We start from the raw sequence: 22163 nt of genomic DNA on the forward strand, positions 1-22163 counted from the left end.
AGTCCGAGTTACTTACCGTAATATCACGGTCACTTTGCTCTGCGCTGGTGCACGGCGCGTAGCTCCCTCTTGCCTTTATTCCAATCTGGTGAGCGCTGCTCGCCGCCCCTGGAGTCCGAAGCATGCCTTCCTTCGCCGCCCGCCCGACCTCCCGTGAGGTCAGGCACTTTGCCCTGTCCAGCTTGTGCGCGGCGATCGCCGCCGTGGCCGGCGCACCCGCGTGGGCAGCCTGCGACGATACGGCGGCAGGCGGCACGGATGTGATCTGTGATTCGACGGACCCGCTGCAACCGAATTACGCCAGTGCCCTCGACGAGGTGAGCATCAGGGTCAACCAGGGCGTGACGTTGAGCGCAAGCCAGTCCGGCATGCTCAACCCCCTCGATCTGTCGGGCACCGGCACATCCGTCACCAACTACGGGTCGATCAATCCGCAAGCATCCGGATCCCTGAGCTCTGTGCCCAGTATGGCGGGCGTGACAATGCAGAGCGATACGGCCAGCACAAAGAGCCTGTTCAACTATCAGGCCGGGACGATCTCGAACGCCTATAACAGCGCGACGTCCCCGAGCACGGCCGCGGTCGTGATCCATAACCAGCGCGCGGGCAATCAAGGCCGGACCACGATTTTCAACGGTGGCACGATCAGCGCCCGACCCCGGGTCGGTGTGACAGGCATTGCGGACGCGGACGCCATCGCCGTGGCCGCCACCGGCGGCGCCCAGGTGCTGGTGACGAATAACGGCACCATCATCGGCCGCGTCGGCCTGGGCGGATCCGCGCCGGGCAACACCTTTACCAACGGCGGCACCATCATCGGTAGCGTGTCGCTCGGCGCGACGGGCGGCAACCGGTTCGTCGCCAAAACGGGATCCAGCGTGGAGAGCGGCGGGGGCACCGCATCGAGCTACACCACCACCGTCGGCGCCGGCGCGCATCGGATCGATTTTGCGGCGGCCGGCAAGGTGGACGGCGGCGCGGCCGGCAACAACACGCTCGAGTTGAGCGCGGGCACCGGGACCGACGGCGCCATCGCTCTCGGCAATTTCGTGAATTTCGACAAGCTCAATGTCGATAGCGGCGCCTGGACGCTCTCGGGCTCGATGCCCAACGTTACCGAGACCACGCTGCGCGGCACCGCGATCATCACGAACTCGGCCGCGCTGGGGGACGCCAGCACCAGCGTCCGCGGCACCGGCGGCACCTTGATCAACGGCAGTACCTTTTTTCCGCTAGACCTGACGCAGGACATCGACCTGCAGACGGGCGGGCTGACGTTCGGCGAGGGCACCTTCACCGTGAACGGCCAAGTGTCCGGGACCGGCCAGCTCACGCGCACCGGCTCGGGCACCCTGTATCTGTACAAGGCCAACTTCTACTCGGGTGGCACGCTGCTGCAGAACAGCAACCTTTACGTCTTTACCAATCGCTCGATCGGCACCGGCGCACTGACTGCCGTCGGCGACGCCAGCCTCGACGTGCTGTCGGGCTTGAACGTGGACAACGCGCTGACCTTGAATGCCGCCAGCAATCTTGAGGTCAGGAGCACTGGGGACTTCAGCCTGTCAGGCCCCATCTCGGGCACCGGCGTCTTCACCAAGGCCGGCGCGGGCACGACGACGCTGCTGGGCGACATGACGTCGACCGGCGGCGTGGTGGTGGCGTCGGGCACGCTGCGCGTCGAGGGCGCGGGCCGACTGAGCAGCACGGCGCCGGTGTCGTTGACGAGTTCGACCTCGATCCTGGATCTGTCGCAGGCGGTCGCGGCGCCAACGCTCTCCAATCTGTCGGGGACCGGCGGCGCCGAGGTCAGGGTTGGCGCCCATCGGCTCTCCGTCGACTCGACCTCGAGCTCCACGTTTGGCGGCCAGATCACCGGCACGGGCGGCCTGCTGAAACTCGGCACGGGCACCCTGACGCTGCTGGATACGCAAGCCTGCACCGGCGGCACCGTGATCCGGAGCGGCACGCTCGCCCTGAGCGGCGTAGGCTCCCTGACTCCCGGGCAGCCGGTCACGCTCGACGGCGCCGGCGCGGCGCTTGACCTCACCGCGGCGGGCGGCGCCCGCGAGATCGGCGCGCTGTCCGGCGTGGCGGGTAGCACCTTGCGGCTGGGCGCGAACAACCTGATCGTGAACCAGGCCGATCCCGCCACCTTCGCGGGCACCTCGACCGGCACCGGCAGCATCGTCAAGCGAGGCGCCGGCACGCTGACGCTGAGTGGCGCCAACGCAACCGGCGGCCTGGTCATCGACAACGGCGATGTCACGCTGGCGCCCGGCGGCAGCCTGTCGGCGAGCACGCGCGTCGCGATCAACCGCGGCACCAGCACCCTGGATCTCAGCGCACCGGGCGCACGCACGCTGAACGCGCTGTCCGGCGTGAGCGGCTCCCGCGTTCTCATCGGCGCCAACACGCTCTATTTCGGCGGCCACACCCAGGAGACCTTTGCCGGCGTCATCAGCGGCACGGGGTCGATCAGTACGAGTGGCCGGGTTCTCCTGAGCGGTGCGAACGAGCACACCGGAGGCACCACCGTAGGCGATGGCGTCCTGACGGCGGGCGCCGACAACGTGCTCGGCACCGGCGCCTTCGGCGTTGCCACCCTGTCGACGTTCGACATGAATGGCACAACGCAGACGGTGGGCAGTCTGTCCGGCGCCGGCAACATCACGAACATCGGCCTGCTCACCGTGGGCGACGACAACGCTCCCGCCCTCTTCTCGGGCTCGTTCGCCGGTGCTGGCGACCTGGTCAAGACGGGGTCGAACAGGCTGACCCTGAACGGCCTGTCGACCGCGCATACCGGCCAGATCCGGGTGGCGGGCGGCGAGCTCCGCGTCATTGGCGTCACGAGCAGCGACGTGCGGGTGCAGGCAGGTGCCCAACTTACAGGCAGCGGCGTCGTCGGCAGTGCCACGCTCGAAGCCGGTGGCACGCTGCAACTCGGCACGTCCTCCGGGCTCAGCGTGACGCGCGACCTGTCGGTGGCGAGTGGCGCCACCGTCGCGTACACGCTCGGGCAATCGCCCACCACACTGCGCCCCGATCTCGGCACGGCGCCCACCGTCGTCGGCGGCAATGTGACGCTCAACGGGACGTTCGACCTGCTCAATCCCGCGAACCACACCGGCCTCGGCTACTACCGGGTGCTTCGGTATGACGGCACGCGCACCGGCACGCTGCAGATGGGCACCATCGCCCCCGGCCTGTCCGGGCCGGCCAGCCTGATCTACGACGTGCCGAACGTCATCGATCTGCGCATCGGCGTGGCTGGCGCCGAGACGCTGCAACAATGGGCGGGCGGGACCACCTGGAGTACCACGGGCACCAACTGGTTCAACGACGGCGGCACCATCCCGATCGATTGGCAGGGCAACCACGCCGCCTTCACCACGGCGGGTGGCGGCAACATCGCCGTCGCGGGCACGCAGTCGTTCGCCGGCCTGCAATTCACCACCAGCGGCTACACGCTCGGCGGCACCGGCACGCTCGAGACCAAGCCCGCCGGCAGCGAGATCCGCGTGTTGGCCGACGAGAGCGCCACCATCGGCACCGTGATCTCCGGCACCGGCGGCATCGACAAGACCGAGGGCGGCAAGCTCACCCTCACCGGCACCAATACCTATGCGGGCAGCACCGTGCTGTCGGGCGGCACCCTGTCGGTCGCGCGCGACAGCAACCTGGGCGATCCGGCCGCCGCGCTGCGATTCGCCGGCGGCACGCTGGAGATCACCGGCACGACCTTCACCAGCATCGCCCGGCCCATCGAGTGGACCGCCGCGGGGGGTACCGTCAATATCGCCGACCCGGCCAACACCTTCACGATCGGGCAGACGCTCAGCGGCACCGGCGATCTGGTCAAGTCCGGCCTGGGCACCCTGCGTCTGTCGGGCACGCAAGCCTATGGCAACACGCGGGTCACCGAGGGCACGCTGATCGGCGATGCCGCCTCGATTCGCGGGGATCTCGTCAATGCCGGCACCGTCGTGTTCGAGCAGGACCTGCCGGGCACCTTCGCGGGTAGCGTGACCAACACCGGTACCCTGCAAAAGGCAGGGGCGGGCGTGCTGACGCTCACCGGCACCTCGTCGGGCAACTGGGATCTGTTGCAGGGCATGCTGGTGGCCGACGCCGGCCGGTTCCAGGGCAATGTGTCCATCGATCCGGTCGGCCTCTTGCGCTTCGAGCAAACCGGCACGGCGACCTACGCGGGCCAGATCAGCGGCGCGGGTAACTTCTCCAAGACGGGCTCGGGCGCGGTCACCCTGACCGGCGACAGCAGCGCCTTCGCGGGCAACACCCGCGTGGAGGCCGGCCGCCTGAATGTCGGCACGTCGGCGGGCGGTGCGTTGGGCGGCACGATCACGGTCGCCAACGGCGGCACGCTCGGCGGCTCGGGCACCGTCGGCACCACCGTCTTGCTGGACGGCGCGCGCATCGCGCCGGGCAACAGCATCGGTACGCTCACCGTCGCCGGCGACCTGACCTTCGCGCCCAAGTCGGTGTACGAGGTCGAGGCCGATCCCGATTCGAACGACAGCGATCGCATCGATGTCACCGGCCACACGACCCTCGACGGCTCGGTGCTGCACGTGGGTGCGGGCGGCGACTTCGGCGTGCGCCGCGAGTACACGATTCTCACCAGTGGCACCCTGGCCGGGCAATTCAAGACGGTCCAGTCGAATTTTGCCTATCTGGTGCCCAAGCTCGACTACGAGGCGCAGCGTGTCGCGCTCTCGCTCGAGCGCAAGACCGTCCCGGTCGACCCCGTGGATCCGGTCGACCCGGTCGATCCGCCGCCCGCGCCGCCTCCCCCCGAGCCGCCGCTGCCGGGCGAGCCCGCGCAACCGGTGCCGCCACCCGCGCCGACGCGCCCGATCGTGTTTGCCGATCTGGCCCAGACGCGCAATCAGCGCGCCGTCGCCACCGCCCTCGAAACACTGCCCGCCGGCTCGGCGCTGCATGATTTCGTGCTGCTGCTGCCCGAAGGGGCGCCGCCAGCGGTGTTCAACAGCCTGACCGGCGAGGCTCACGCGGGCGTGACGGGCTCACTGTCGCAGGGCGCGGCGCAACCGCGCAACCTGTCTTTCTCCAAGCTGCGGGCCAATCTCGATGCCGGGCTGCGCCCCGGCGCGCCCACCGCGGCGGCCGGTGTGTCGGACTCGGCGCCCTCGGCCAGCGTGCTGCCCGGCTCCAACGCCCAGCCCGCCTGGGCCGAGGTCTTCGGCAGCTGGCGCACGCAGGACCGCACCGGCAACACCGCGAGCACGCGCGAGCGCACGGGCGGCGTGTTCGTCGGTGCCGACCATGCCGTCGGCGCGGGCTGGCGCGCCGGCGCGGCGCTGGGCTACACCGACAGCCACATCGACACCCGCGAGCGCGCCTCGCGCGCCGACGTCTCGAGCTATACCGCAATGCTGTATGGCGGCCGTTCGTTCGAGGCCGGCCCCGGCGCGTGGAAACTGATGCTGGGCGCGGGCTACACCTGGCACGACATCTCGACCGAGCGCAACGCGCTCAGCCAGATGGCCAAGCTCGAATCCGAATACGGCGCGAGCACCACGCAGCTCTTCACCGAGCTGGGCTACCGCTGGGACGCCACGGCGCGCACCACGCTCGAGCCGTTCGTGGGCCTGGCCTGGAGCGACCTGCGCAGCCGTGCGTTCTCGGAATCGGGTGGTGCCGCCGCGCTGTCCGGCAGCGCGACGCGCACCACCCAGACCACCACGACCCTCGGCCTGCGCGGCACGCAGGACGTCGACGTGGGCACGCTGGCGGGCCGGCTGAGCGCCATGCTCGGTTGGCGCCATCTCTTCGGCGACGTCACGCCGACCTCGCGCCTGGCTTTCGAAGGCAGTCAGGCCTTCACGGTGGCCGGTGCGCCGATCGCCCGCGACGCGGCCGTGCTGGAACTCGGCGCCGATCTCGCCGTGGGCCGCGCCACCACGCTGGGCGTGAGCTATACCGGCCAGCTCGCCAAGGACAGCCGCGAACACGGCGCCCAGGTGAACCTGCGCTGGCGCTTCTGATCGAGGCGTAAGGCAGCGCCCCGGGCCTCGCTGCGCCCGGGGCGCTGTCGCCGCGTACGCCCGCGGCGCTAGTCCGTCCGGCCGGGCGCCACTCAGGCGGCGTCCGTGAGGTCCTTCAGCACGGCATAAAACGTCTGGAACCGCGCGCGCCCGACCCGCGCCTCCCATTGCTGCTCGATGGCCCGCACGGTGGCACGCTGCAGCTCGGCCACGCGCCAACCCTTTTCGGTGAGCGACACCACACGCGCGGACGCGCCGTCGATGCTGTGACGCACGAGGTAGCCGGCCTCTTCGAGCTGCACCAGCAGATAGTTCATGGCCTGTTTCGACATGCCGGCGCGCTGCGCGAGATCGATGGGCCGCTCGTTTTCCGGTGGCGGAAACCGAAAGACCTTGAAGTGGGCCACTTGAATGTCGGCAAAGCCGGCCGCGGCGAGCGCCTCGCACAGCTGTTGCTCGACCTGTGACAGGCAGAAGCGCAGGCGCGCGCCGATGAGCGGATCGTCCGGATCCGGATCTCCGGCAAAGCGCTGTTCGGATTGAGATTGACGAGGAGTAGTCATGTCGATAAAGTGTTCAGTAAAGTCACTTTACCACAACACCTTCGACAACCTGCATCACTCAGGGAGCCTTCTCATGGAAGCTCAGCGCAATGAACTCATCACCATCGGCTCTCTGTCGATGCGATTTCTGGTGGATGGCAACGACACCACGGGCCACATGGCGATGGCGGAAATGGTGGTCCAGCCGCAGGCCAAGGTCCCACCTCCGCATCGTCACACCGATGTCGACGAAACCATCCACATTCTCGAAGGCACCCTGACCTACCGCGTGGATGACTGTGTGCGCGTGCTCGCCGCCGGGGACCACTGTTTCTCGCCGCGCGGCAGCGTGCATCACTTTTCCAACCCCGGCGACGTGCCCGCGCGCGCACTGGTCGTGTTCTCGCCCGCGAACATCGGCCCCGACTACTTCCGCGAAGTGGCCCAGGTGCTGGGCGCGGGCGGCCCGCCCGACATTGCCCAGCTCAAGACGGTGATGACGCGTCATGGTCTGGAACTGAGCGCCTGAGCTCAGAAGTCCCGCACCTCATCCACCGCGCGGTCGAGCGCATCGCGGTCCAGCGTCGCCGCGCCCTCGCCGGCCACTTCGGCGAGCCGTGCCTCGGCGGCGTCCAGGATGCCCATCAACGCCATATAGATCTGGTCGCGCTCCACGGTTTCGATGAAGCCGGTGCGCCGGTCGAGCGCGTTGAAGCCTTCGGTGTAGGCCCGCACGACGGCCGACATCGCCGCCATCAGCGCGGCGGTGTCGCCGGCGTGCGTGGCGGCGGCCTTCAGCGCGTCGCCGCGGGTCTTGCGATACAGCGTGGCGGCCTTCTTGGCCTGCGCGGCGCCGATATGTTCGCTGCCGTCCCACTCGCGGAACGGGTTATCGAGATTCGCGGCGAGCCATTCGGCCTTGCGCGGCTTGCTCAGCTCCAGGTCCAGACCCGCCGCAGCGGCCTTTTTGTAGTCCTTTTTGGCCTGGGCGAGAATCTCGGCCGGCATGCTGGTGAGCCAGAGCGACTGCAGACGCGGCCAGGCGTCCGGGCCCGGCACGCGGGCGTCGGCTGGCGGAAAGATGTCGTTGAGCATGAGCATGGCCAACTCGCGCAGGCCGGCCAGATGCTCGATGCCTGATGCCACGCCCGGCGCGCCCCAGATGTACAGCGAATGCAGATGCGCGAACTCGCGCGCGATCTCGGCGCAGTCCAGCGTCTTCATCCCGCGCAGCGACAGCGTGCCCAGTCGTGCCAGCCCGGCGCCTGACGCAATGGCGTTCTCACGTTCGAGCCGCAGCCACGCGCCGTCGTCCTCGGCGTGCACGACCAGGTCCGGATGCACCTCCCCGCGCAGCGACAGCGCATCCAGCCCGTCGTTCAGATACAGCGCGCGCACGCCGGTCACGTCGATCGCGACCCGGCCGAACGAGGTGCCGCGCAGGTCGACGACCGGCTCGCCCAGGCTGGCGTAGTCCAGTTCGTTGAGGATCGGTCTGGTGCGGATCCAGTCCATCAGGCCGGCCACGGGCGCGTCGATCTGCAGTTTCATCAGCAGGGGCATGTCGTCGAACGTGGCGAGCGACGGTGCGGCGAGCAAGGCCGCGCTGTCCAGGCCCCGCATCGCGCGGGTGATCTTGCGGCTCGGCAGCTCAAGCAGCACGGTCTGGTCGGGCGTGTCGGCGTGGGCGGCGGCCTTGAAGCGCGCCCGGGCGTCGGCATCGATCGCGTTCCAGCGCCGCTGGTTCTCATGCGAGTCGCCGTCCGACCAGCCGCCCGCGTACGAGCGCGACTCCTCCGTCACGAGCGGTTCGCGCCAGCCCACGTGTTTTGCCTGCGCGGGGACCGGTCCGCGGATCCACATGTGCTCGACGCGGTCGCGCCAGAAATAGAAATCGAAATGGGCGGGTTTCATGGCCGCCAGTGCCGCCGCGTCGGGCAAATCGGCGCCGACCCAGTCCAGCGTCAACACCGCGATCTCCCTGCCCTCGTCTTTCACATGCGTGATCTGCGAGGCGGTCCAGGCCTGGAGACGCTGATTGAACGTGACGTAGATGTCGCCGGGGGTGAGTGACATGCGGGGCTTCCTGGAGGCTGCGAGGAAGAGGCAGTATACGGTTGTGATCCGTCACCATGAGGCACGGGGCTCGCGCCGTAATCTCGCTGCCGTCACCTGAATGACAGCTGCCCCTGCGTACAATGTGGCTGCTGCACCGCAGCAACCCGTTGTTCATCTCTGATTCCCATGTCGTACACCTCTTCTTATCAGCACCGGCCCGGCCTGGTGCTCCTGGCGCTTGCCGTCGGCAGCTTCGCGATCGGCACCACCGAATTCGCCACGATGAGCCTGCTGCCCTACTTCGCCCAATCGCTGGGCATCGACGCGCCGACCGCCGGCCACGTCATCAGCGCCTACGCGCTCGGCGTGGTCGTGGGCGCACCGGTGCTGGCCGTGCTGGGCGCGCGCATGCCGCGCCGCCGCCTGCTGATCGCCCTGATGGCGCTGTTCGCGCTCGGCAACGGCCTGAGCGCGATCGCGCCCAACTATCACTGGATGCTGTTCTTCCGCTTTTTGAGCGGCCTGCCCCACGGCGCGTACTTCGGCATCGCATCGCTGGTGGCGAGCTCGCTGGTGCCCGCCAACCGCCGCACCATGGCCGTGGGCCGGGTGTTCCTCGGCCTCACGGTCGCCACCATCGTCGGCGTGCCGATGGCCAACTGGCTGGGTCAGGTGATCGGCTGGCGCTGGAGTTTCGGCCTCGTGTCGCTGCTCGCGATCCTCACCATGATCAGCGTGCGGCTGTATGCCCCCGACTCGCCGGCGGACCCGCATGCCAGCCCGCTGCGCGAACTGAGCGCGCTCAAGCGCGGCCAGGTCTGGATCACGCTGGCGATCGGCGCGGTCGGCTTCGGCGGCCTGTTTTCGATCTACACCTATCTGGCCGATACGCTGACGGCGGTGACGCAGGTCTCGCCGGCCACCGTGCCGCTGGTGCTCAGCGTCTTCGGCGTGGGGCTGACCGTGGGCAATATGATCGTGCCGATCTTCGCCGACCGCGCGGTGATGCGCACGGCCGGGCTGCTGCTGCTGTGGTCGGCGGTCGTGCTCGCCCTCTTCCCGCTGATGGCCGACAACATCTGGCTCATCTCGCTGAATGTGTTCCTGGTGGGCGTGGGCGGCGCGCTCGGCACCGTGTTGCAGACGCGGCTGATGGACGTGGCCGGCGACGCGCAGGGGCTGGCCGCCGCGCTCAATCACTCGGCCTTCAATTTCGCCAATGCGCTGGGCCCGTTCCTGGGCGGGCTGGCGATTGCCGCCGGCTTTGGCTGGACCTCGACCGGCTGGGTTGGCAGCCTGCTCGCGATCGCGAGCATGCCGCTTTGGCTGTGGGCCGTGACGCTGGAGCGCCGCAAGGGCCTGCCGCAGACCGGCGAGCGCCTGGAGCCGCGGCCCCGGGCGCATTGAGTAAGCCGCGCGCCGGTCCGGCGCGCGGCAAGCACGATCAGTACGTGCCGGGGTACATCCCGCCGTCGATCAGCAGGTTCTGGCCGGTGATGTAGGCCGCCTGCTTGCTGCACAGGAACGCGCACAGCGCGCCGAACTCCGCGGGCGTGCCGAAGCGGCGCGCCGGGATGTCCTGCTTCTGCTCCGAAGCGACCTGCTCTTCGCTCTTGCCCGATTTCTTGGCGGCGAATGCACGCGACGAGGCCAGCCGGTCGGTGTCGAACTTGCCCGGCAGAATGTTGTTGATGGTCACGCCCTTGGCGGCGATCTCGGTGCGGGCCAGCCCCGCCACGAAGCCCGTCAGGCCGCTGCGTGCCCCGTTGGACAGACCCAGGATATTGATCGGCGACTTCACCGAGCTCGAGGTGATGTTGACGATGCGGCCGTAGCCGCGCGCCGCCATGCGGTCGACGGTCGCCTTGATCAGCTCGATCGGCGTGAGCATGTTCGCGTCCACCGCCTTGACCCAGGCGTCGCGATCCCATTCGCGAAAGTCACCCGGGGGCGGGCCGCCGGCGTTGGTGACGACGATGTCGAAATCCAGCCCCGGGCCGCCCGCCACCTCGAACACGGTGGCACGGCCCTCGGGCGTGGTGATGTCGGCCGCCGCGGCCAGCACCTGCACGGGCCTGCCGTTCGCACCGCCCAGCGCCTCGAGCCGCTGGCGCGCCTGCGCCAGCACGGCCGGGTCGCGCGCGTTGATCACCACATTGACGCCCGCCTGCACCAGCGCCTCGGCGCAGCCGTAACCCAGGCCTTTGCTCGCGCCGCACACCAACGCCCACTTACCGGCGATTCCGAAATCCATTGTCGATTCTCCTCTGCGTGAGCCCCGACGGGCACGCGGCGGACTGCCGCGCGCGCCGAGGGCGAAACGACCATCGTACCGGCTTTGCCCCTCGCGCTGGCACGCGGAGCCTGTAACCGGAGGGGTCAGGCACGCCACGTGCTAATGGATTCCATGACAAGTGGCGCTTGGACTGCTTGCTGGACCCTACAAGGAGATAGACCATGGCTGACAAAGTCATCGATGTGCTGAACGACCTGATCGAGGTCTCGAAGAACGGCGAGAAAGGCTTCGAAGCGGCTGCCGGCGATACCAAGAATCCCGAGCTGCAGGCCCTGTTCTCCGCCCGCGCCCGTGACTGCGCTTCCGGCGCGGCCGAGCTGCAAACCGTGGTGACCCGTCTGGGCGGCAAGCCCGAAGACAGCGGCACCGTCGCCGGCGCCGTGCACCGCGGCTGGGTCAACCTGAAGGCCGCCGTGGCCGGTCGCACCGACCTGGCCATTCTCGAAGAGTGCGAGCGTGGCGAAGACGTCGCCAAGGCCGAATACACCAAGGCCCTGAAGGAAACCCTGCCCGAAGACGTGCGTGTGATCGTCGAACGCCAGTACCAGGGCGTGCTGCGCAATCACGATCAGATCCGCGATCTGCGCGACCGCTTCAAGGCTTCGACCTGAGCTTGAGACGAGGGCGCCGCTCCGCCCCCCGGGCGGCACCCTAGTCTGACGGATCGGCCAGGTGGAAAGCGAGCCGCCTGACCGATTCCGGGGTGATCCCGGCCTGCCCGTGATCACCCCTTTTGTTGGTCCATTGCCCGTATTCCTGCCTGCCTTATCCCACACCATGAGTGACATTTCTGCACCCGCGGTCGCGATCGATACCGCGCGGCTGGACACCCTGCTCGACGCCTACGTCTTTCCGGACGCGCTGGACGAGGCCCTGCTCGCCATGCGCGCGGCGGGCTACGACCGCCTGCCCCTGCCCGGCGCCGGCGCCACGCTGCTGCGTTGGCAGATCCTGGCCACCGTGGCACGCCACGACCTGAGTCTGGCCAAGCTCTACGAAAGCCATACCGATGCGCTGGCCATCCTGCACGAGCTCGAAGGCGGTGAAGCGCCCGATGGCTTCTGGGCCGTGTGGTGTGCCGAGCCGCCGACGCATCGCGTCCGCGCCACGCCCACCGGCGACGGCACGCTGCTGAACCTGCAAGGCTCCAAGGCCTGGTGCTCGGGCGCGCGCCGCGTGAGTCATGCCTTGATCAGTGTGTGGGACGGCGAGCAACCGCGCCTGGCGGCGGTAAGCATGAGCCAGCCGGGTGTGCATATTACCGATCAAGGCTGGCATGCCACCGGCATGTCGGCCACCGAAAGTGTCGACGTCGTGTTCGACAACGCCACCGCGCGCGCGGTCGGCGCACCCGGCGCCTATGTAGACCGCCCGGGATTCATGCACGGCGCCGCCGGCATCGCGGCGTGCTGGTACGGCGCCGCGAGCGCCATCGCCGATCCCGTTCTGGAAGCCGCGCGCCGGCGCGGCGAAGACCCGCACGCCCTCGCCCATCTCGGCGCGATCGACGTGGCGCTCGCCCAGGGCGCCAACGCGCTGCGTGCCGCCGCCAGCGACATCGACGCCCATCCGCGCGAGAGCTGCACCCGTTCGATCCGGCGCGCGCGCCTGGCCGTCGAAGCCGTGGTCGATAAAGTGCAATGGCATGCCGGGCGCGCGCTGGGCGCGAGCCCGTTCTGCAAAGACGCCGATTTTGCGCGCCGCGTGGCGGATCTGCCCGTCTTCGTGCGTCAGAGCCACGCCGAGCGCGACCTCGCCACCCATGCGCAAGAATTGCTGCGTCCCGCGGGGTCCTCACCGTGGCGGCTCTAGCGAACCCCCGGCACATCGCCGGAGAAGGCACCACCGAGACCGCCTGGGCGGACTGGTTTCAGCGCCATGCACTGCCGGAAGCCGACCCGGCCGAGTTGCTGGCCGGCAGCGACACCCTGCATGTGCTCGCCCCGCATCCCGATGACGAAGTCCTGGCCTGCGCCGGCCTGATGCGCCGCGCGGTGCGGCTGGGCGTGGCCGTGCGCGTCTGGGCCGTCACCGATGGCGAGGCGAGTCACCCCGGCTCCACGCAGTGGCCGTCCGAACGGTTGCGCCAGGCGCGCGCCGACGAGAGCAGCGCGGCGTTGGCCACCCTCGGCGTCTTCGCCAGCCGCGTGCGTCTGGCCATCCCCGACGGCGGCGTGAGCGCGCGCGAGAAAGCGCTCGCGGAGGCCCTGGCGCGCGTGGTCGATCGCGGCGATACGCTGGTGGCGCCCTGGCGGCTCGATGGTCATCCCGATCACGAAGCCGTCGGCCGCGCCGCCGCCGAGGTCGCCGCGCGCCGCGAATGCCGCCTGCTCGAAGCGCCCATCTGGGGTTGGCACTGGGCCGACCCCGCCGATGAACCTTTGCCGCGCGACCGCGCCGTGTGCGTGCCGCTGGATCCCGCCGACCGTCACGCCAAGGCGCGCGCGATGCGCTGCTACACCAGCCAGTTGGCGGCGGACGCCTCGACCGGCCGGCCGCCGATCCTGCCGCCGTTCGCACTGGCCCGTTTCCATCGTCCGTTCGAGGTTTTTCTCCGATGACCGACTTCGAAGCGCTATATCGCGCCGACGCGGACCCCTGGCAGGTCGCGAGCGCCTGGTACGAGTGCCGCAAACGCGCCCTGCTGATGGCGAGCCTGCCGCAGCAGCGCTATGGCCGCGTGCTCGAGCTCGGCTGCGGCACCGGCATCACCACGCGCGAACTCGCGCAACGTTGCGACGACCTGCTCGCCATCGACAGCGCGCCCACCGCGGTATCGCGCTGCCGTGCCGTGCTCGAAGCGGCGGGCCTGGGTCACGCCCGCGTAGAGGAAGGCGAGCTTCCGCGCGCCTGGCCGGTGACGCCGGGCGCCACGGTCGACCTGATCGTGGTGTCGGAACTGGCGTATTACTTTTCCGACGCGGACCTGACGGCCTTTCTCGACCACTGCCACAATTCGCTCGCGCCGGGCGCCGACTGGCTGCTGTGTCATTACAAACGCCCGTTCCACGACCGCATGCAGGACACCGACGCGCTGCATCGCCGCGCGGGCGCCCTGCCCGGCATGCGGCATCTGATCGCCCACGACGAAGACGACTTCCGACTCGATGTCTGGCGCGCGGCCGGCGGGAGCGCATCATGATCGGCATCTGCATTCCCGCGCATAACGAAGAAGCCGACATCGACGCCTGTCTGGCGGCGGTGCAACGGGCCAGCCAGCATCCCGACCTGCACGGCGAACACGTCGAGGTGGTGGTCGTGCTGGATGCCTGCACCGACGGCACCGCGGCGTGCGTGGCGCGCTGGCCGGCACTGGCGCTGAGCACGCAGCATCGCAACGTAGGCCTGGCCCGCGCCGATGGCGCCGCGCGGCTACTGGCCGACGGCGCCCGCTGGCTGGCCTTCACCGATGCGGACACGGTGGTCTCCGAACGCTGGCTGGTGGAACAGCTCGCGCTGAACGCCGAGGTGGTCTGCGGCACCGTCGCCGTGGCCGACTGGAGCAGCCACGGCACGCTGGCCGAACGTGCCCGCGCCGCGTTCGACGCGTCGTACCTGGATCAGGACGGCCATCGCCATGTGCATGGCGCCAACCTCGGCATCAGCGCCGGCGCGTACCGCGCCATCGGCGGCTTCGAAGCGCTGGCGTGCAGCGAAGACCAGGCGCTGGTCGACCGCCTCGAGGCGGCCGGCGTACCCATCGCCTGGAGCGCCCGACCGCGTGTCACCACGAGCGCCCGCCCCTATTCGAGAGTGTCGGGCGGCTTCGCGACGGCCCTGCGCCAGGGCTGGACCGGCCTGGCGGGCGACGAGGTTGTCGTCGTCTGACGGGCGCGGTCCGGTCGATCAGCGATTGACCAGCTTCTTGGGCAGGGTCAGCGTCAGCGCCGCCCCGACGATCGCCACGCCGGCGATGAAGAGCACGCCGTTGTCGGTGCTGCCCGTCATGTCTTTCACCACGCCCACCACGTAGGGGCTGACAAAGCCGCCGAGTCCGCCGAAGCAGTTGATCAGCGCGACGCCCGCCGCCATGCCCACGCCCGACAGAAAGAGGCCCGGTATGGTGAACAGCATCGACGTGGTGCTGTAGGCGCCGACCGCGGCCACGGTCAGGGACAGCAGCGCGAGACCCATCGATCCGTGGAAGTAGACGCTGCCGGCCAGGCCCAGGCACACGCAGGTGAACGGGCCCACCAGGTGCCAACGGCGTTCGCGCATGCGATCCGAGCTGCGGCCGATCAGGTACATCACCACGAAGGCGGCGGTGAACGGCACGGCCGTGTACAGGCCCACGTGCATCACATCGCCCACGTTGAGCTGCTGAACCAGCGTGGGCAGCCAGAACGAAACCCCATAAGAGCAGATGGCCGAGCAGAAGCAGATGGAGGTCATCTTCCAGACGCGGCGGTCCTGCAGCGTGGCCTTGAGCGATCCCGTCGACTTGTCGTGACGCGTCAGATCGCGCTCGGCCTGCAACTCGCCCTCGACGAGCTCACGCTCGGCGGGACTCAGCCAGCCGGCCACCGCGGGGCTGTCGGCCAGATACTTCAGGCACAACACACCGAGCAGCAGCGAGGGCACCGCCTCGATGATGAACATCCACTGCCAGCCTGCCAGCGAATGCGCGCCGTGGCCCCACTCGATGATGGCGCCCGACAGCGGCGCGCCGATCATGCCCGAGAGCGGAACCGCGCCCACGAACAGCGCCACCATCTTGGCGCGCTTGTTCGCCGGAAACCAGTAGGTCAGATACAGGATCACGCCGGGATAAAAGCCGGCCTCGGCGGCGCCCAACAGGAAGCGCAACACGTAGAACTGCGTCGGCGTCTCGACGAATGCGAAGCAGGCCGAGATCAGGCCCCACAGGATCATGATCCGCGAAATGGTCTTCTTGGCGCCGATGCGCATCATCAGCAGATTGCTCGGCACCTCGAAGATCAGGTAGCCGATGAAGAACAGGCCCGCGCCGAGCCCATACACGGCATCGCTGAAGCCCAGGTCGTTGAGCATATGCAGCTTGGCAAAGCCGATATTGATGCGATCGAGATAGGCGGCCACGTAGCACAGCATCAAAAACGGCATGATGTGCAGCGCGATCTTGCGATAGACCGCGTTGCGATCCGCCGGATCGCCGGCCCGCACCGGTGTGTCGAGTGTCACTTGCATTGAATTTCCCCTTGGGTGTTATGTCGGAGCGCGCGGGCCGGCCTTCCGGCCCGCGTGCCTCACGTTCTGAGTTGCACGATGGCTTCGACCTCGACCGCCATGCCCGACGGCAAGGACGAGGCGCCGGTGGCGATGCGGACATGGCGTCCGCGCTCGCCCAGTACGTCGGCGAACAGATTGGAGGCGCCGTCGAGCACCTGCGCGTGCGCTTTGAAGTCTTCCGCGCAGTTCACGACGCCTGCGACGCGCACGAAACCCGCCACCCGCTCGAGGTCGTCGTCGCAGGCCTGGGCCAGATGCGCCAGCACATTGAGCCCGCACAGGCGCGCCGCGCGCTGACCGGCCTCTACGTCCAGGTCACGTCCCACCCTGCCCTCGAACTGCAGCACGCCATCGAGGCGCGGCGCCTGACCCGCGATGAACAGCAGATCCCCGGCGCGCACCGAGGGCACGTAGCTTCCACGCGGCGGGTTGATGCCCGGCAGATCGAGGCCCAGTGCCCGCAGCCGCGCGCTGAAGGTGTTCGCGCTCATTTGAGCTGCCTCCAGTCGCCCTGCTGGCCCTGCCAGTTGACCGAGTGCCCCAGGGCACGCATCACGCTGCCGCGCAGGGCGCGGACCATGCCCGCGTATTCGTCCATGGCGATGCCGTCATGAGCGGGCTCCGGCGCCATGAACATGCCGTCCACCCCGCCGTGCGCGACGCAAAGCTCCGTACTGCGCGTTTCGAGCTCGGGCGTATGGAGCACCACGGGATTCTCGAGCAGCGCGGCCAAGGCGGCGACCACCCCGGTGGCACCGAAGTTCGAGACGTTGGCTACCACCAGCCAGTCGGCGGCCGTCACGGCCGCCACGCCGCCACGCCCGGGCGTACCGGTGTCGCGCGCCTTGGGCGAGAACGTCGGCAGGTCTTCGGCGATCACGCCCATGCCGAGCTCATTGCCGCCATCGCCGATCCCGATAAAGGGAATCGCGGCGTCCTTCACCTTCTCGAACAGATAGTCGAGATTGGCGACCAGCCCGTCGAGCGGACGTCCGCCCAGGCCGTGATAGAGGCCCAGCGCATTGCGCCCGGGCCGTTCGATCGCGATGGCCGCGCAGGGCTGAGTCACTGCAAGCAGCGCGTCGCAGATCGCATGCGCACCCCGGTCGTCTTTCGGCACGGTGCGGATGTACACCGGGCGCAGGAATTCGACCGGCCGGATCACGCCATCCGCGGGGAACGGCATGGGTGCCAAGCCGGCGCCGCGCAGCGTGGCGATCATCATCTCTTCCCAGTCCTCGTCGATGACGATCACCGTCTCGCGGCGCAAGCCCAGGAAGAACGCGCGCGCGAGCAGGGCCGCGCCGATCGGACCATCCGTCTCGGGCGCGCCGCCGCCCTCCGGAAAACCGGTGGCGATCAGGATCGGGCCCGGCCGCTCCTGCGTCGCCTGTACCAGGCGCTCGGCCGCGCCCATGCAGACCGGCCCCGGCTGCCGCTTCTGCAGGGCATCGCTCAGATTGCCGATCAGGCCCACGCCGGTGTAGTCCAGGCGCATGAAGTCGTCGATCGTACGCGCCACGCGCCGATAGGTATTGGAATCTCGTTTCAGCATGATGTGCGGGAATGAAAGTGTGGGGAGTTAGCTGTTGAGGGCGTCGCTGTAGACCGCGGGGTCGACGTTGCCACCGGAGAGGACCAGCACGACGGTCTTGCCGCGCGCCTCGATCCGGCCCGCCAGCAAGGCGGCCAGCGGCACGGCCCCGCCCGGCTCCACGACCAGGCGCAGATGCTGATAGGCCGCCTTCATGGCGCGACGGGTGTCGTCGTCGCTCACGACCAGGCTGCCAGCGAGCAGATGCTGATTGACCGGAAAGGTGAGCTTGCCCGGTCGCACCACCTGAAGCGCGTCGCAGATCGACTGCGCACCGGGCGCGTTGCTCTCGGGTTGGCCCGAGGCCAGCGAACGCGCCAGCTCGTCGAACCCGGCCGGCTCGCCCGCATACACGGCCACGTCCGGCTGCAGACTCTTGACGGCCAGCGCCACGCCCGCGACCAGCCCGCCGCCACTGCATGCGGCGATCACGGCATCGATGCGCGCACCGGCGGCGTCGGCCTGTTCGACGATCTCCAGACCCACCGTGCCCTGGCCCGCCATGATGTGCGGGTCGTCGTACGGCGGCACGATCACCGCGCCCGTCCGGCCCGCGATCTCGGCACCGATGGCTTCGCGATCATCCTTCTGGCGGTCGTACAGAATCACCTCCGCGCCATTGGCACGGGCACCTTCGATCTTGGCGCGCGGCGCGTCGGCGGGCATGATGATGCTCGCCGGGATACCCAGCTTGCGGGCAACCGCCGAGGTCGCCAGCGCGTGGTTACCGGAGGAGAACGCCACCACCCCGGCGCGACGTTGCGCCTCGTCGAGTTGCAGCAGACGGTTGCAGGCGCCGCGGTATTTGAAGGCGCCCGCATGCTGCAGGCACTCCGCTTTGACGAGGATGCGGGCGCCGAACAGGTCGTTCAGCGTCGCGCTTTCCAGCAGCGGGGTACGCACGATGTGATCGCGGATGCGCTCATGCGCCTGCTGGATATCGCCGAGACCGACGGCGAAAGTGGGGGTGGGTTGAGTGACTGCGCTCACGAGAGCTCCTGGCTGAATGCGACATTGCGCAGCCATTACAGCGTGGGCTCTCGATAACCTCCAATCCCGATTTCGGATCGATATCGATTAGATTTTGTTATTCATGCAGAATCTTCCTGGGCGGCATGCGACCGGATGTCGGCCCTAACGATCATCAATCGGGGAAAGCCCTAGGCCGCCTGGGCGGCTCGCCGTGGGTGCCTCGGCGGCGCTCCTATCAGCGCGATGCGGGCGACTGGCGTCGGCGTCGGCGGGGGCGGGCTCGGCTTTAGCGATCATCTGCGTCATCTCGCCGGGCGCGCCGTTGCAGCGCTCCAATCAGCCCGATGCGGGCGCCTGGCGTCGGCGTCGGCGTCCGGCCGTGGAGGCTTTGGCGATGGTCTGCGCCAGCTGGGCGAGCGCTTGCTTGGCGAGCTCGTCGCTGCCCCGGGCATAGGCAACCGCGAAACTGAGGTCACGCAGCTGCATCTGCGTCTGGCGCACCTTCAGCCTGCCCTGCTCCACTTCCTTCAGCACGGCCAGACGCGGCACCACACACACACCGAAGCCGTCTTCCGCCATCCGCACGATCGTCGACAGAGACCAGTTCGTAAAAATGCGCGGCGCACCGCGATCCGGCGTCGTGAGTTCCTGATGGAGGTATGTGTACGGGTAGGTGCGCTTGGGAAACGTGATCAGCGGATGGGCCGCCACGTCTTCGTTCGAGAGCGGCTCTTTGCCGAGCTTGAGCGTGGGCGCGGACAGGAAGTTCAGCGCATAGCTGCAGAGCGCCGTCTCGACCAGATCGCCATCCCTCTGCGGGCCGAGCAGAAAGGCCATGTCGAGCTCGCCCGTGCGCACCGCCTCGCGCAGCGTCGGCGTGATGTCGACGACGATATCGATGATCAGATTGGGATACTGCTGCTGCGCCTGTTCAAGAAACTCGACCAGCCACGTGTGCACGATGGTTTCCGCCACGCCCAGCCGGATCACCCCGCTGACGGCCTGCTCTTCGGCGACCTTGTGCATCATTTCCGCATGCAGGGCCATGAATCGTTCGGCGTAGTCGTAGAGCACACGACCCTTGGCGGTCAGCTTGACCGAGCGCGAGCTCCGGTCCAGCGCGCGAATACCGAGTTCGCGCTCCAGCGTGGCAATACGCTGCGAAACGGCAGGCTGGGTCGTGTGCAGCTTCGCCGCCGCCTTGTTGAAGCTGGCGAGATTCACCACCCAGTAAAAGACTTCAAGACTTTTGAAGTTCATGCTTGCCTCTGCGGCTGCCCCACGGGCCGCCATTGTGGCACTTTCGATTGCGGCGCGGCCCCTCAGCCCGCCACTACCCGCCCGCGCCGCAGCTTCACGACGCCCACGATGATGAGCGCCAGCGACACCAAACCGCCCGGAATACCGAAAATCAGCATGAAGAAACCCAGCGCCGCGCGCTCGTCGCGGTGTAGCGGGCTGTCCTGAAACAGCGCAGGCGCAAGCGCCGCCAACAAATAGGCCGCGATGGTGAGCCCCACGATTACCAGCGCCCAGCCCACCCGCCGGCTGGGCACTACCCGCCGCGCCAGCAGCCAGATCAGCACCGCGGCCAGACCCAGCGTGATCACACCGGCCACGGGCGTATTGAAGCCCGCCAGAACCTGCACCGGCCAGTAGCCCAGATAGGCGAAGACCAGACCGGTCGCAACCGGCACACCCCAATCGGCAATCGTCGACTTCGCGTGGTCCATGCTGTGCGTGGCTCCCTGTGAGAACGGATGGTGTTTCTTGCTGACGCAGTCTACCGCGGCGGGCGGGCTCGTTGCTGCTGGCACAGTTAATTCGAAGCGGGCACCACACCATAGAAATCAAGGAATTACTGCCTGCGGTTCGCCCACGTTGTTCGCCATGGTCTCTTGAGCGTGAGATTATTGACCAGGAAACTCCCTGAGCTTGGGCATTTGATGTCCTGACCAGCCCTATCCTATTGTCCAATTGCACGGTCGCACCGACCTCGCCTTTAAGCGCCAGCGCCTAGTGACACAATCGCAGGTTTGCCGCCGCGCACCACAGCCTTAGAGGTAAACAGCACGATTGGCCGATTACGGTCCAACTGCCGTTTGCGGGCAGACGCGATCGCGCCACGCTGCGCCGAGCGGCATGCAAAATTCGAATCCGGTAGCATGTGCAACCCTGCTGTCGCGCCAGCATGCCGCATCTCATCGGCCCGCCTTATCCGGGCTTACTGAGTGCGGCGCTCGTCAAAGAGAAAACCCAATGCATCGACGTTTTCCATTTGCCCTGTTGGTCGCCCTCGTGGCCAGCTCCGGCGCTTTTGTCGCTCCGACGCACGCTCAGCCCGCATCGGCGCCCAAGGTGCAGACCGGCCACGGGCACCCCTACGAAATCGCCGACAGCGAGGTATGGGACGTGCCCGATCCCGTTTCCAAACGCGGCTACCAGGTCTTCGTTGCGCTGCCCCCGTCCTATGCCAAGCAGCCGCAGCGGCGCTACCCGGTGCTGTATGTGACCGACGCCGACTACGCCTTTCCCATCATCCGCCAGCTAGGGCGCCGACTGAATGTTGAAGGCCCCCAGATTGAAGAATTCATTCTCGTCGGCCTCTCCTATGGAAAGGGCGAGGACGGCAGCCTGAGCCGCCAGCGGGATTACACGCCGACACCGAACGGCCCAAGTACTGCACCACCCAACGCGATCCATGGCCAGGCGTGGGCCTATCAAAAATATCTGCGCGATCAGGTCAAACCCTTCATCACCGCTCGCTACCGCGCGGACGCTTCCAAGGCGATTTTTCTGGGCCATTCCTACGGCGCATTGCTGGGAACGCAAATCCTCTTCACCGAGCCCGACTTGTTCAGCAGCTATATCCTCGGCAGTCCGTCTCTCTGGTACGACAAGCGATATGCCTTGACGCTCGAAGCGGGCTACGCGCGGCAGAATCAAGACCTGAAGGCAAATGTCTATCTTTATGTCGGCGCCTATGAGGCCTTGCGCAAAGGCGATCGCCGCTACAACCAGACGGTGGACATGGTTGCCGACAACCGGGCGTTGGAAGCGGCGCTGCAAAGCAGAAAATACCCAAGCTTGAAACTGAAGTCAGCGGTTCTGAACGATGAGGATCACCTCACCGTCGCACCACGAGGCTTCACTCAGGGACTGAAATATCTGCTGCCGGCGCGGTGAAACTTCGAGAATTAGAAAAGGTAGTCTGACACCTTTGTTCTAGGTGTCAGACTGCCTTTCCGAACTGCGCATCCGAGCGGAGCGCACCGAAAATCAGCAAGGTGTCAGACTGCGTTTTCGACAGTCTCAACAAAGACTTAGGCGAGAGAGTAAGCGTCCAGAATATGTGTCAGACTGCCTTTTCTCCGCTCTCCGCTGCCGCGCGGGACTCGCGCCAAAAGGTAGTCTGACACCACTGTTGTCGACAGCCTCAACGAAAACGTAGATCTGAGGAG

General features: G+C 67.8%; 18 protein-coding genes. 9 read left to right on the forward strand and 9 right to left on the reverse strand.

Annotation, left to right across the window (positions count from 1 at the left end; all coding sequences use genetic code 11):
* Positions 1-122 precede the first annotated feature (122 nt).
* On the forward strand, positions 123-6032 hold the full coding sequence (locus tag CAL25_RS11055; protein WP_094800005.1) for an autotransporter domain-containing protein: 5910 nt from the start codon (positions 123-125) through the stop codon (positions 6030-6032).
* A gap of 92 nt (positions 6033-6124) precedes the next feature.
* Here the strand turns inward: CAL25_RS11055 and CAL25_RS11060 are convergent, their stop codons facing one another.
* Positions 6125-6595: a MarR family winged helix-turn-helix transcriptional regulator gene (locus CAL25_RS11060; protein WP_094800006.1), complete on the reverse strand. Its 471-nt coding sequence runs from the start codon at positions 6593-6595 to the stop codon at positions 6125-6127.
* Between the two features lie 73 nt (positions 6596-6668).
* Here CAL25_RS11060 and CAL25_RS11065 point away from each other — a divergent pair, with 73 nt between their 5' ends.
* Positions 6669-7103 (forward strand): cupin domain-containing protein, encoded by a 435-nt coding sequence (locus tag CAL25_RS11065; protein ID WP_094800007.1) that lies wholly within the window; start codon positions 6669-6671, stop codon positions 7101-7103.
* A 2-nt stretch (positions 7104-7105) separates the two neighbouring features.
* Here CAL25_RS11065 and CAL25_RS11070 read toward each other — a convergent pair whose 3' ends face one another.
* Entirely contained in the window at positions 7106-8650 is a 1545-nt protein-coding gene (locus CAL25_RS11070) for a hypothetical protein (RefSeq protein ID WP_094800008.1), read from the reverse strand.
* A gap of 168 nt (positions 8651-8818) precedes the next feature.
* Here CAL25_RS11070 and CAL25_RS11075 point away from each other — a divergent pair, with 168 nt between their 5' ends.
* On the forward strand, positions 8819-10039 hold the full coding sequence (locus CAL25_RS11075; RefSeq protein ID WP_094800009.1) for an MFS transporter: 1221 nt from the start codon (positions 8819-8821) through the stop codon (positions 10037-10039).
* 37 nt (positions 10040-10076) lie between these two features.
* Here CAL25_RS11075 and CAL25_RS11080 read toward each other — a convergent pair whose 3' ends face one another.
* Complete coding sequence (locus CAL25_RS11080) at positions 10077-10886, reverse strand: SDR family oxidoreductase (protein ID WP_094800010.1); 810 nt, start codon at positions 10884-10886, stop codon at positions 10077-10079.
* Positions 10887-11089: 203 nt separating this feature from the next.
* On the opposite strand from CAL25_RS11080, the gene CAL25_RS11085 reads away from it, so the two are divergent.
* From CAL25_RS11085 to CAL25_RS11105, 5 genes are all read left to right on the forward strand, one after another.
* Entirely contained in the window at positions 11090-11539 is a 450-nt protein-coding gene (locus tag CAL25_RS11085) for a PA2169 family four-helix-bundle protein (protein ID WP_094800011.1), read from the forward strand.
* Between the two features lie 166 nt (positions 11540-11705).
* On the forward strand, positions 11706-12740 hold the full coding sequence (locus CAL25_RS11090; RefSeq protein WP_212590899.1) for an acyl-CoA dehydrogenase family protein: 1035 nt from the start codon (positions 11706-11708) through the stop codon (positions 12738-12740).
* The gene (locus CAL25_RS11095) at positions 12728-13489 is read left to right on the forward strand and encodes a PIG-L deacetylase family protein (protein WP_170948445.1); all 762 of its coding nucleotides are present in this window, start codon (positions 12728-12730) and stop codon (positions 13487-13489) included. The genes CAL25_RS11090 and CAL25_RS11095 overlap by 13 nt, the downstream gene beginning before the upstream one ends.
* Positions 13486-14070 (forward strand): class I SAM-dependent DNA methyltransferase, encoded by a 585-nt coding sequence (locus CAL25_RS11100; RefSeq protein WP_094800012.1) that lies wholly within the window; start codon positions 13486-13488, stop codon positions 14068-14070. The genes CAL25_RS11095 and CAL25_RS11100 overlap by 4 nt, the downstream gene beginning before the upstream one ends.
* Positions 14067-14756, forward strand: coding sequence for a glycosyltransferase (locus tag CAL25_RS11105; RefSeq protein WP_094800013.1), 690 nt, complete (start codon positions 14067-14069; stop codon positions 14754-14756). Before CAL25_RS11100 ends, CAL25_RS11105 begins: the two co-directional genes overlap by 4 nt.
* Before the next feature lie 18 nt (positions 14757-14774).
* Here the strand turns inward: CAL25_RS11105 and CAL25_RS11110 are convergent, their stop codons facing one another.
* The 6 genes from CAL25_RS11110 to CAL25_RS11135 all read right to left on the reverse strand — a co-directional run bounded on the left by CAL25_RS11110 (position 14775) and on the right by CAL25_RS11135 (position 20435).
* Positions 14775-16094 (reverse strand): MFS transporter, encoded by a 1320-nt coding sequence (locus tag CAL25_RS11110; RefSeq protein ID WP_212590900.1) that lies wholly within the window; start codon positions 16092-16094, stop codon positions 14775-14777.
* Between the two features lie 59 nt (positions 16095-16153).
* Positions 16154-16627: a RidA family protein gene (locus CAL25_RS11115; RefSeq protein WP_094800014.1), complete on the reverse strand. Its 474-nt coding sequence runs from the start codon at positions 16625-16627 to the stop codon at positions 16154-16156.
* Entirely contained in the window at positions 16624-17691 is a 1068-nt protein-coding gene (locus CAL25_RS11120) for a DUF4392 domain-containing protein (protein WP_170948464.1), read from the reverse strand. The genes CAL25_RS11115 and CAL25_RS11120 overlap by 4 nt, the downstream gene beginning before the upstream one ends.
* Positions 17692-17718: 27 nt before the next feature.
* On the reverse strand, positions 17719-18720 hold the full coding sequence (locus CAL25_RS11125) for a threonine ammonia-lyase (RefSeq protein ID WP_249279024.1): 1002 nt from the start codon (positions 18718-18720) through the stop codon (positions 17719-17721).
* Between the two features lie 318 nt (positions 18721-19038).
* The gene (locus CAL25_RS11130; RefSeq protein ID WP_094800016.1) at positions 19039-19962 is read right to left on the reverse strand and encodes a LysR family transcriptional regulator; all 924 of its coding nucleotides are present in this window, start codon (positions 19960-19962) and stop codon (positions 19039-19041) included.
* A 62-nt stretch (positions 19963-20024) separates the two neighbouring features.
* A complete protein-coding gene (locus CAL25_RS11135) occupies positions 20025-20435 on the reverse strand; it encodes a hypothetical protein (protein ID WP_094800017.1) in 411 nt (136 codons plus the stop codon).
* A gap of 526 nt (positions 20436-20961) precedes the next feature.
* Between CAL25_RS11135 and CAL25_RS11140 the strand changes: the two genes are divergently transcribed.
* A complete protein-coding gene (locus CAL25_RS11140) occupies positions 20962-21888 on the forward strand; it encodes an alpha/beta hydrolase (protein WP_094800018.1) in 927 nt (308 codons plus the stop codon).
* Positions 21889-22163: the final 275 nt, after the last annotated feature.

Origin of the sequence: Bordetella genomosp. 5 (assembly GCF_002261315.1) — a bacterium.
GTDB lineage: Bacteria > Pseudomonadota > Gammaproteobacteria > Burkholderiales > Burkholderiaceae_B > Bordetella.

Excerpts from the sequence above, each read along its gene's own strand:
- CAL25_RS11055 (WP_094800005.1), top strand. The coding sequence starts at position 123 with ATGCCTTCCTTCGCCGCCCGCCCGACCTCCCGTGAGGTCAGGCACTTT.
- CAL25_RS11060 (WP_094800006.1), bottom strand. The coding sequence starts at position 6,595 with ATGACTACTCCTCGTCAATCTCAATCCGAACAGCGCTTTGCCGGAGAT.
- CAL25_RS11065 (WP_094800007.1), top strand. The coding sequence starts at position 6,669 with ATGGAAGCTCAGCGCAATGAACTCATCACCATCGGCTCTCTGTCGATG.
- CAL25_RS11070 (WP_094800008.1), bottom strand. The coding sequence starts at position 8,650 with ATGTCACTCACCCCCGGCGACATCTACGTCACGTTCAATCAGCGTCTC.
- CAL25_RS11075 (WP_094800009.1), top strand. The coding sequence starts at position 8,819 with ATGTCGTACACCTCTTCTTATCAGCACCGGCCCGGCCTGGTGCTCCTG.
- CAL25_RS11080 (WP_094800010.1), bottom strand. The coding sequence starts at position 10,886 with ATGGATTTCGGAATCGCCGGTAAGTGGGCGTTGGTGTGCGGCGCGAGC.
- CAL25_RS11085 (WP_094800011.1), top strand. The coding sequence starts at position 11,090 with ATGGCTGACAAAGTCATCGATGTGCTGAACGACCTGATCGAGGTCTCG.
- CAL25_RS11090 (WP_212590899.1), top strand. The coding sequence starts at position 11,706 with ATGAGTGACATTTCTGCACCCGCGGTCGCGATCGATACCGCGCGGCTG.
- CAL25_RS11100 (WP_094800012.1), top strand. The coding sequence starts at position 13,486 with ATGACCGACTTCGAAGCGCTATATCGCGCCGACGCGGACCCCTGGCAG.
- CAL25_RS11105 (WP_094800013.1), top strand. The coding sequence starts at position 14,067 with ATGATCGGCATCTGCATTCCCGCGCATAACGAAGAAGCCGACATCGAC.
- CAL25_RS11110 (WP_212590900.1), bottom strand. The coding sequence starts at position 16,094 with ATGCAAGTGACACTCGACACACCGGTGCGGGCCGGCGATCCGGCGGAT.
- CAL25_RS11115 (WP_094800014.1), bottom strand. The coding sequence starts at position 16,627 with ATGAGCGCGAACACCTTCAGCGCGCGGCTGCGGGCACTGGGCCTCGAT.
- CAL25_RS11120 (WP_170948464.1), bottom strand. The coding sequence starts at position 17,691 with ATGCTGAAACGAGATTCCAATACCTATCGGCGCGTGGCGCGTACGATC.
- CAL25_RS11130 (WP_094800016.1), bottom strand. The coding sequence starts at position 19,962 with ATGAACTTCAAAAGTCTTGAAGTCTTTTACTGGGTGGTGAATCTCGCC.
- CAL25_RS11135 (WP_094800017.1), bottom strand. The coding sequence starts at position 20,435 with ATGGACCACGCGAAGTCGACGATTGCCGATTGGGGTGTGCCGGTTGCG.
- CAL25_RS11140 (WP_094800018.1), top strand. The coding sequence starts at position 20,962 with ATGCATCGACGTTTTCCATTTGCCCTGTTGGTCGCCCTCGTGGCCAGC.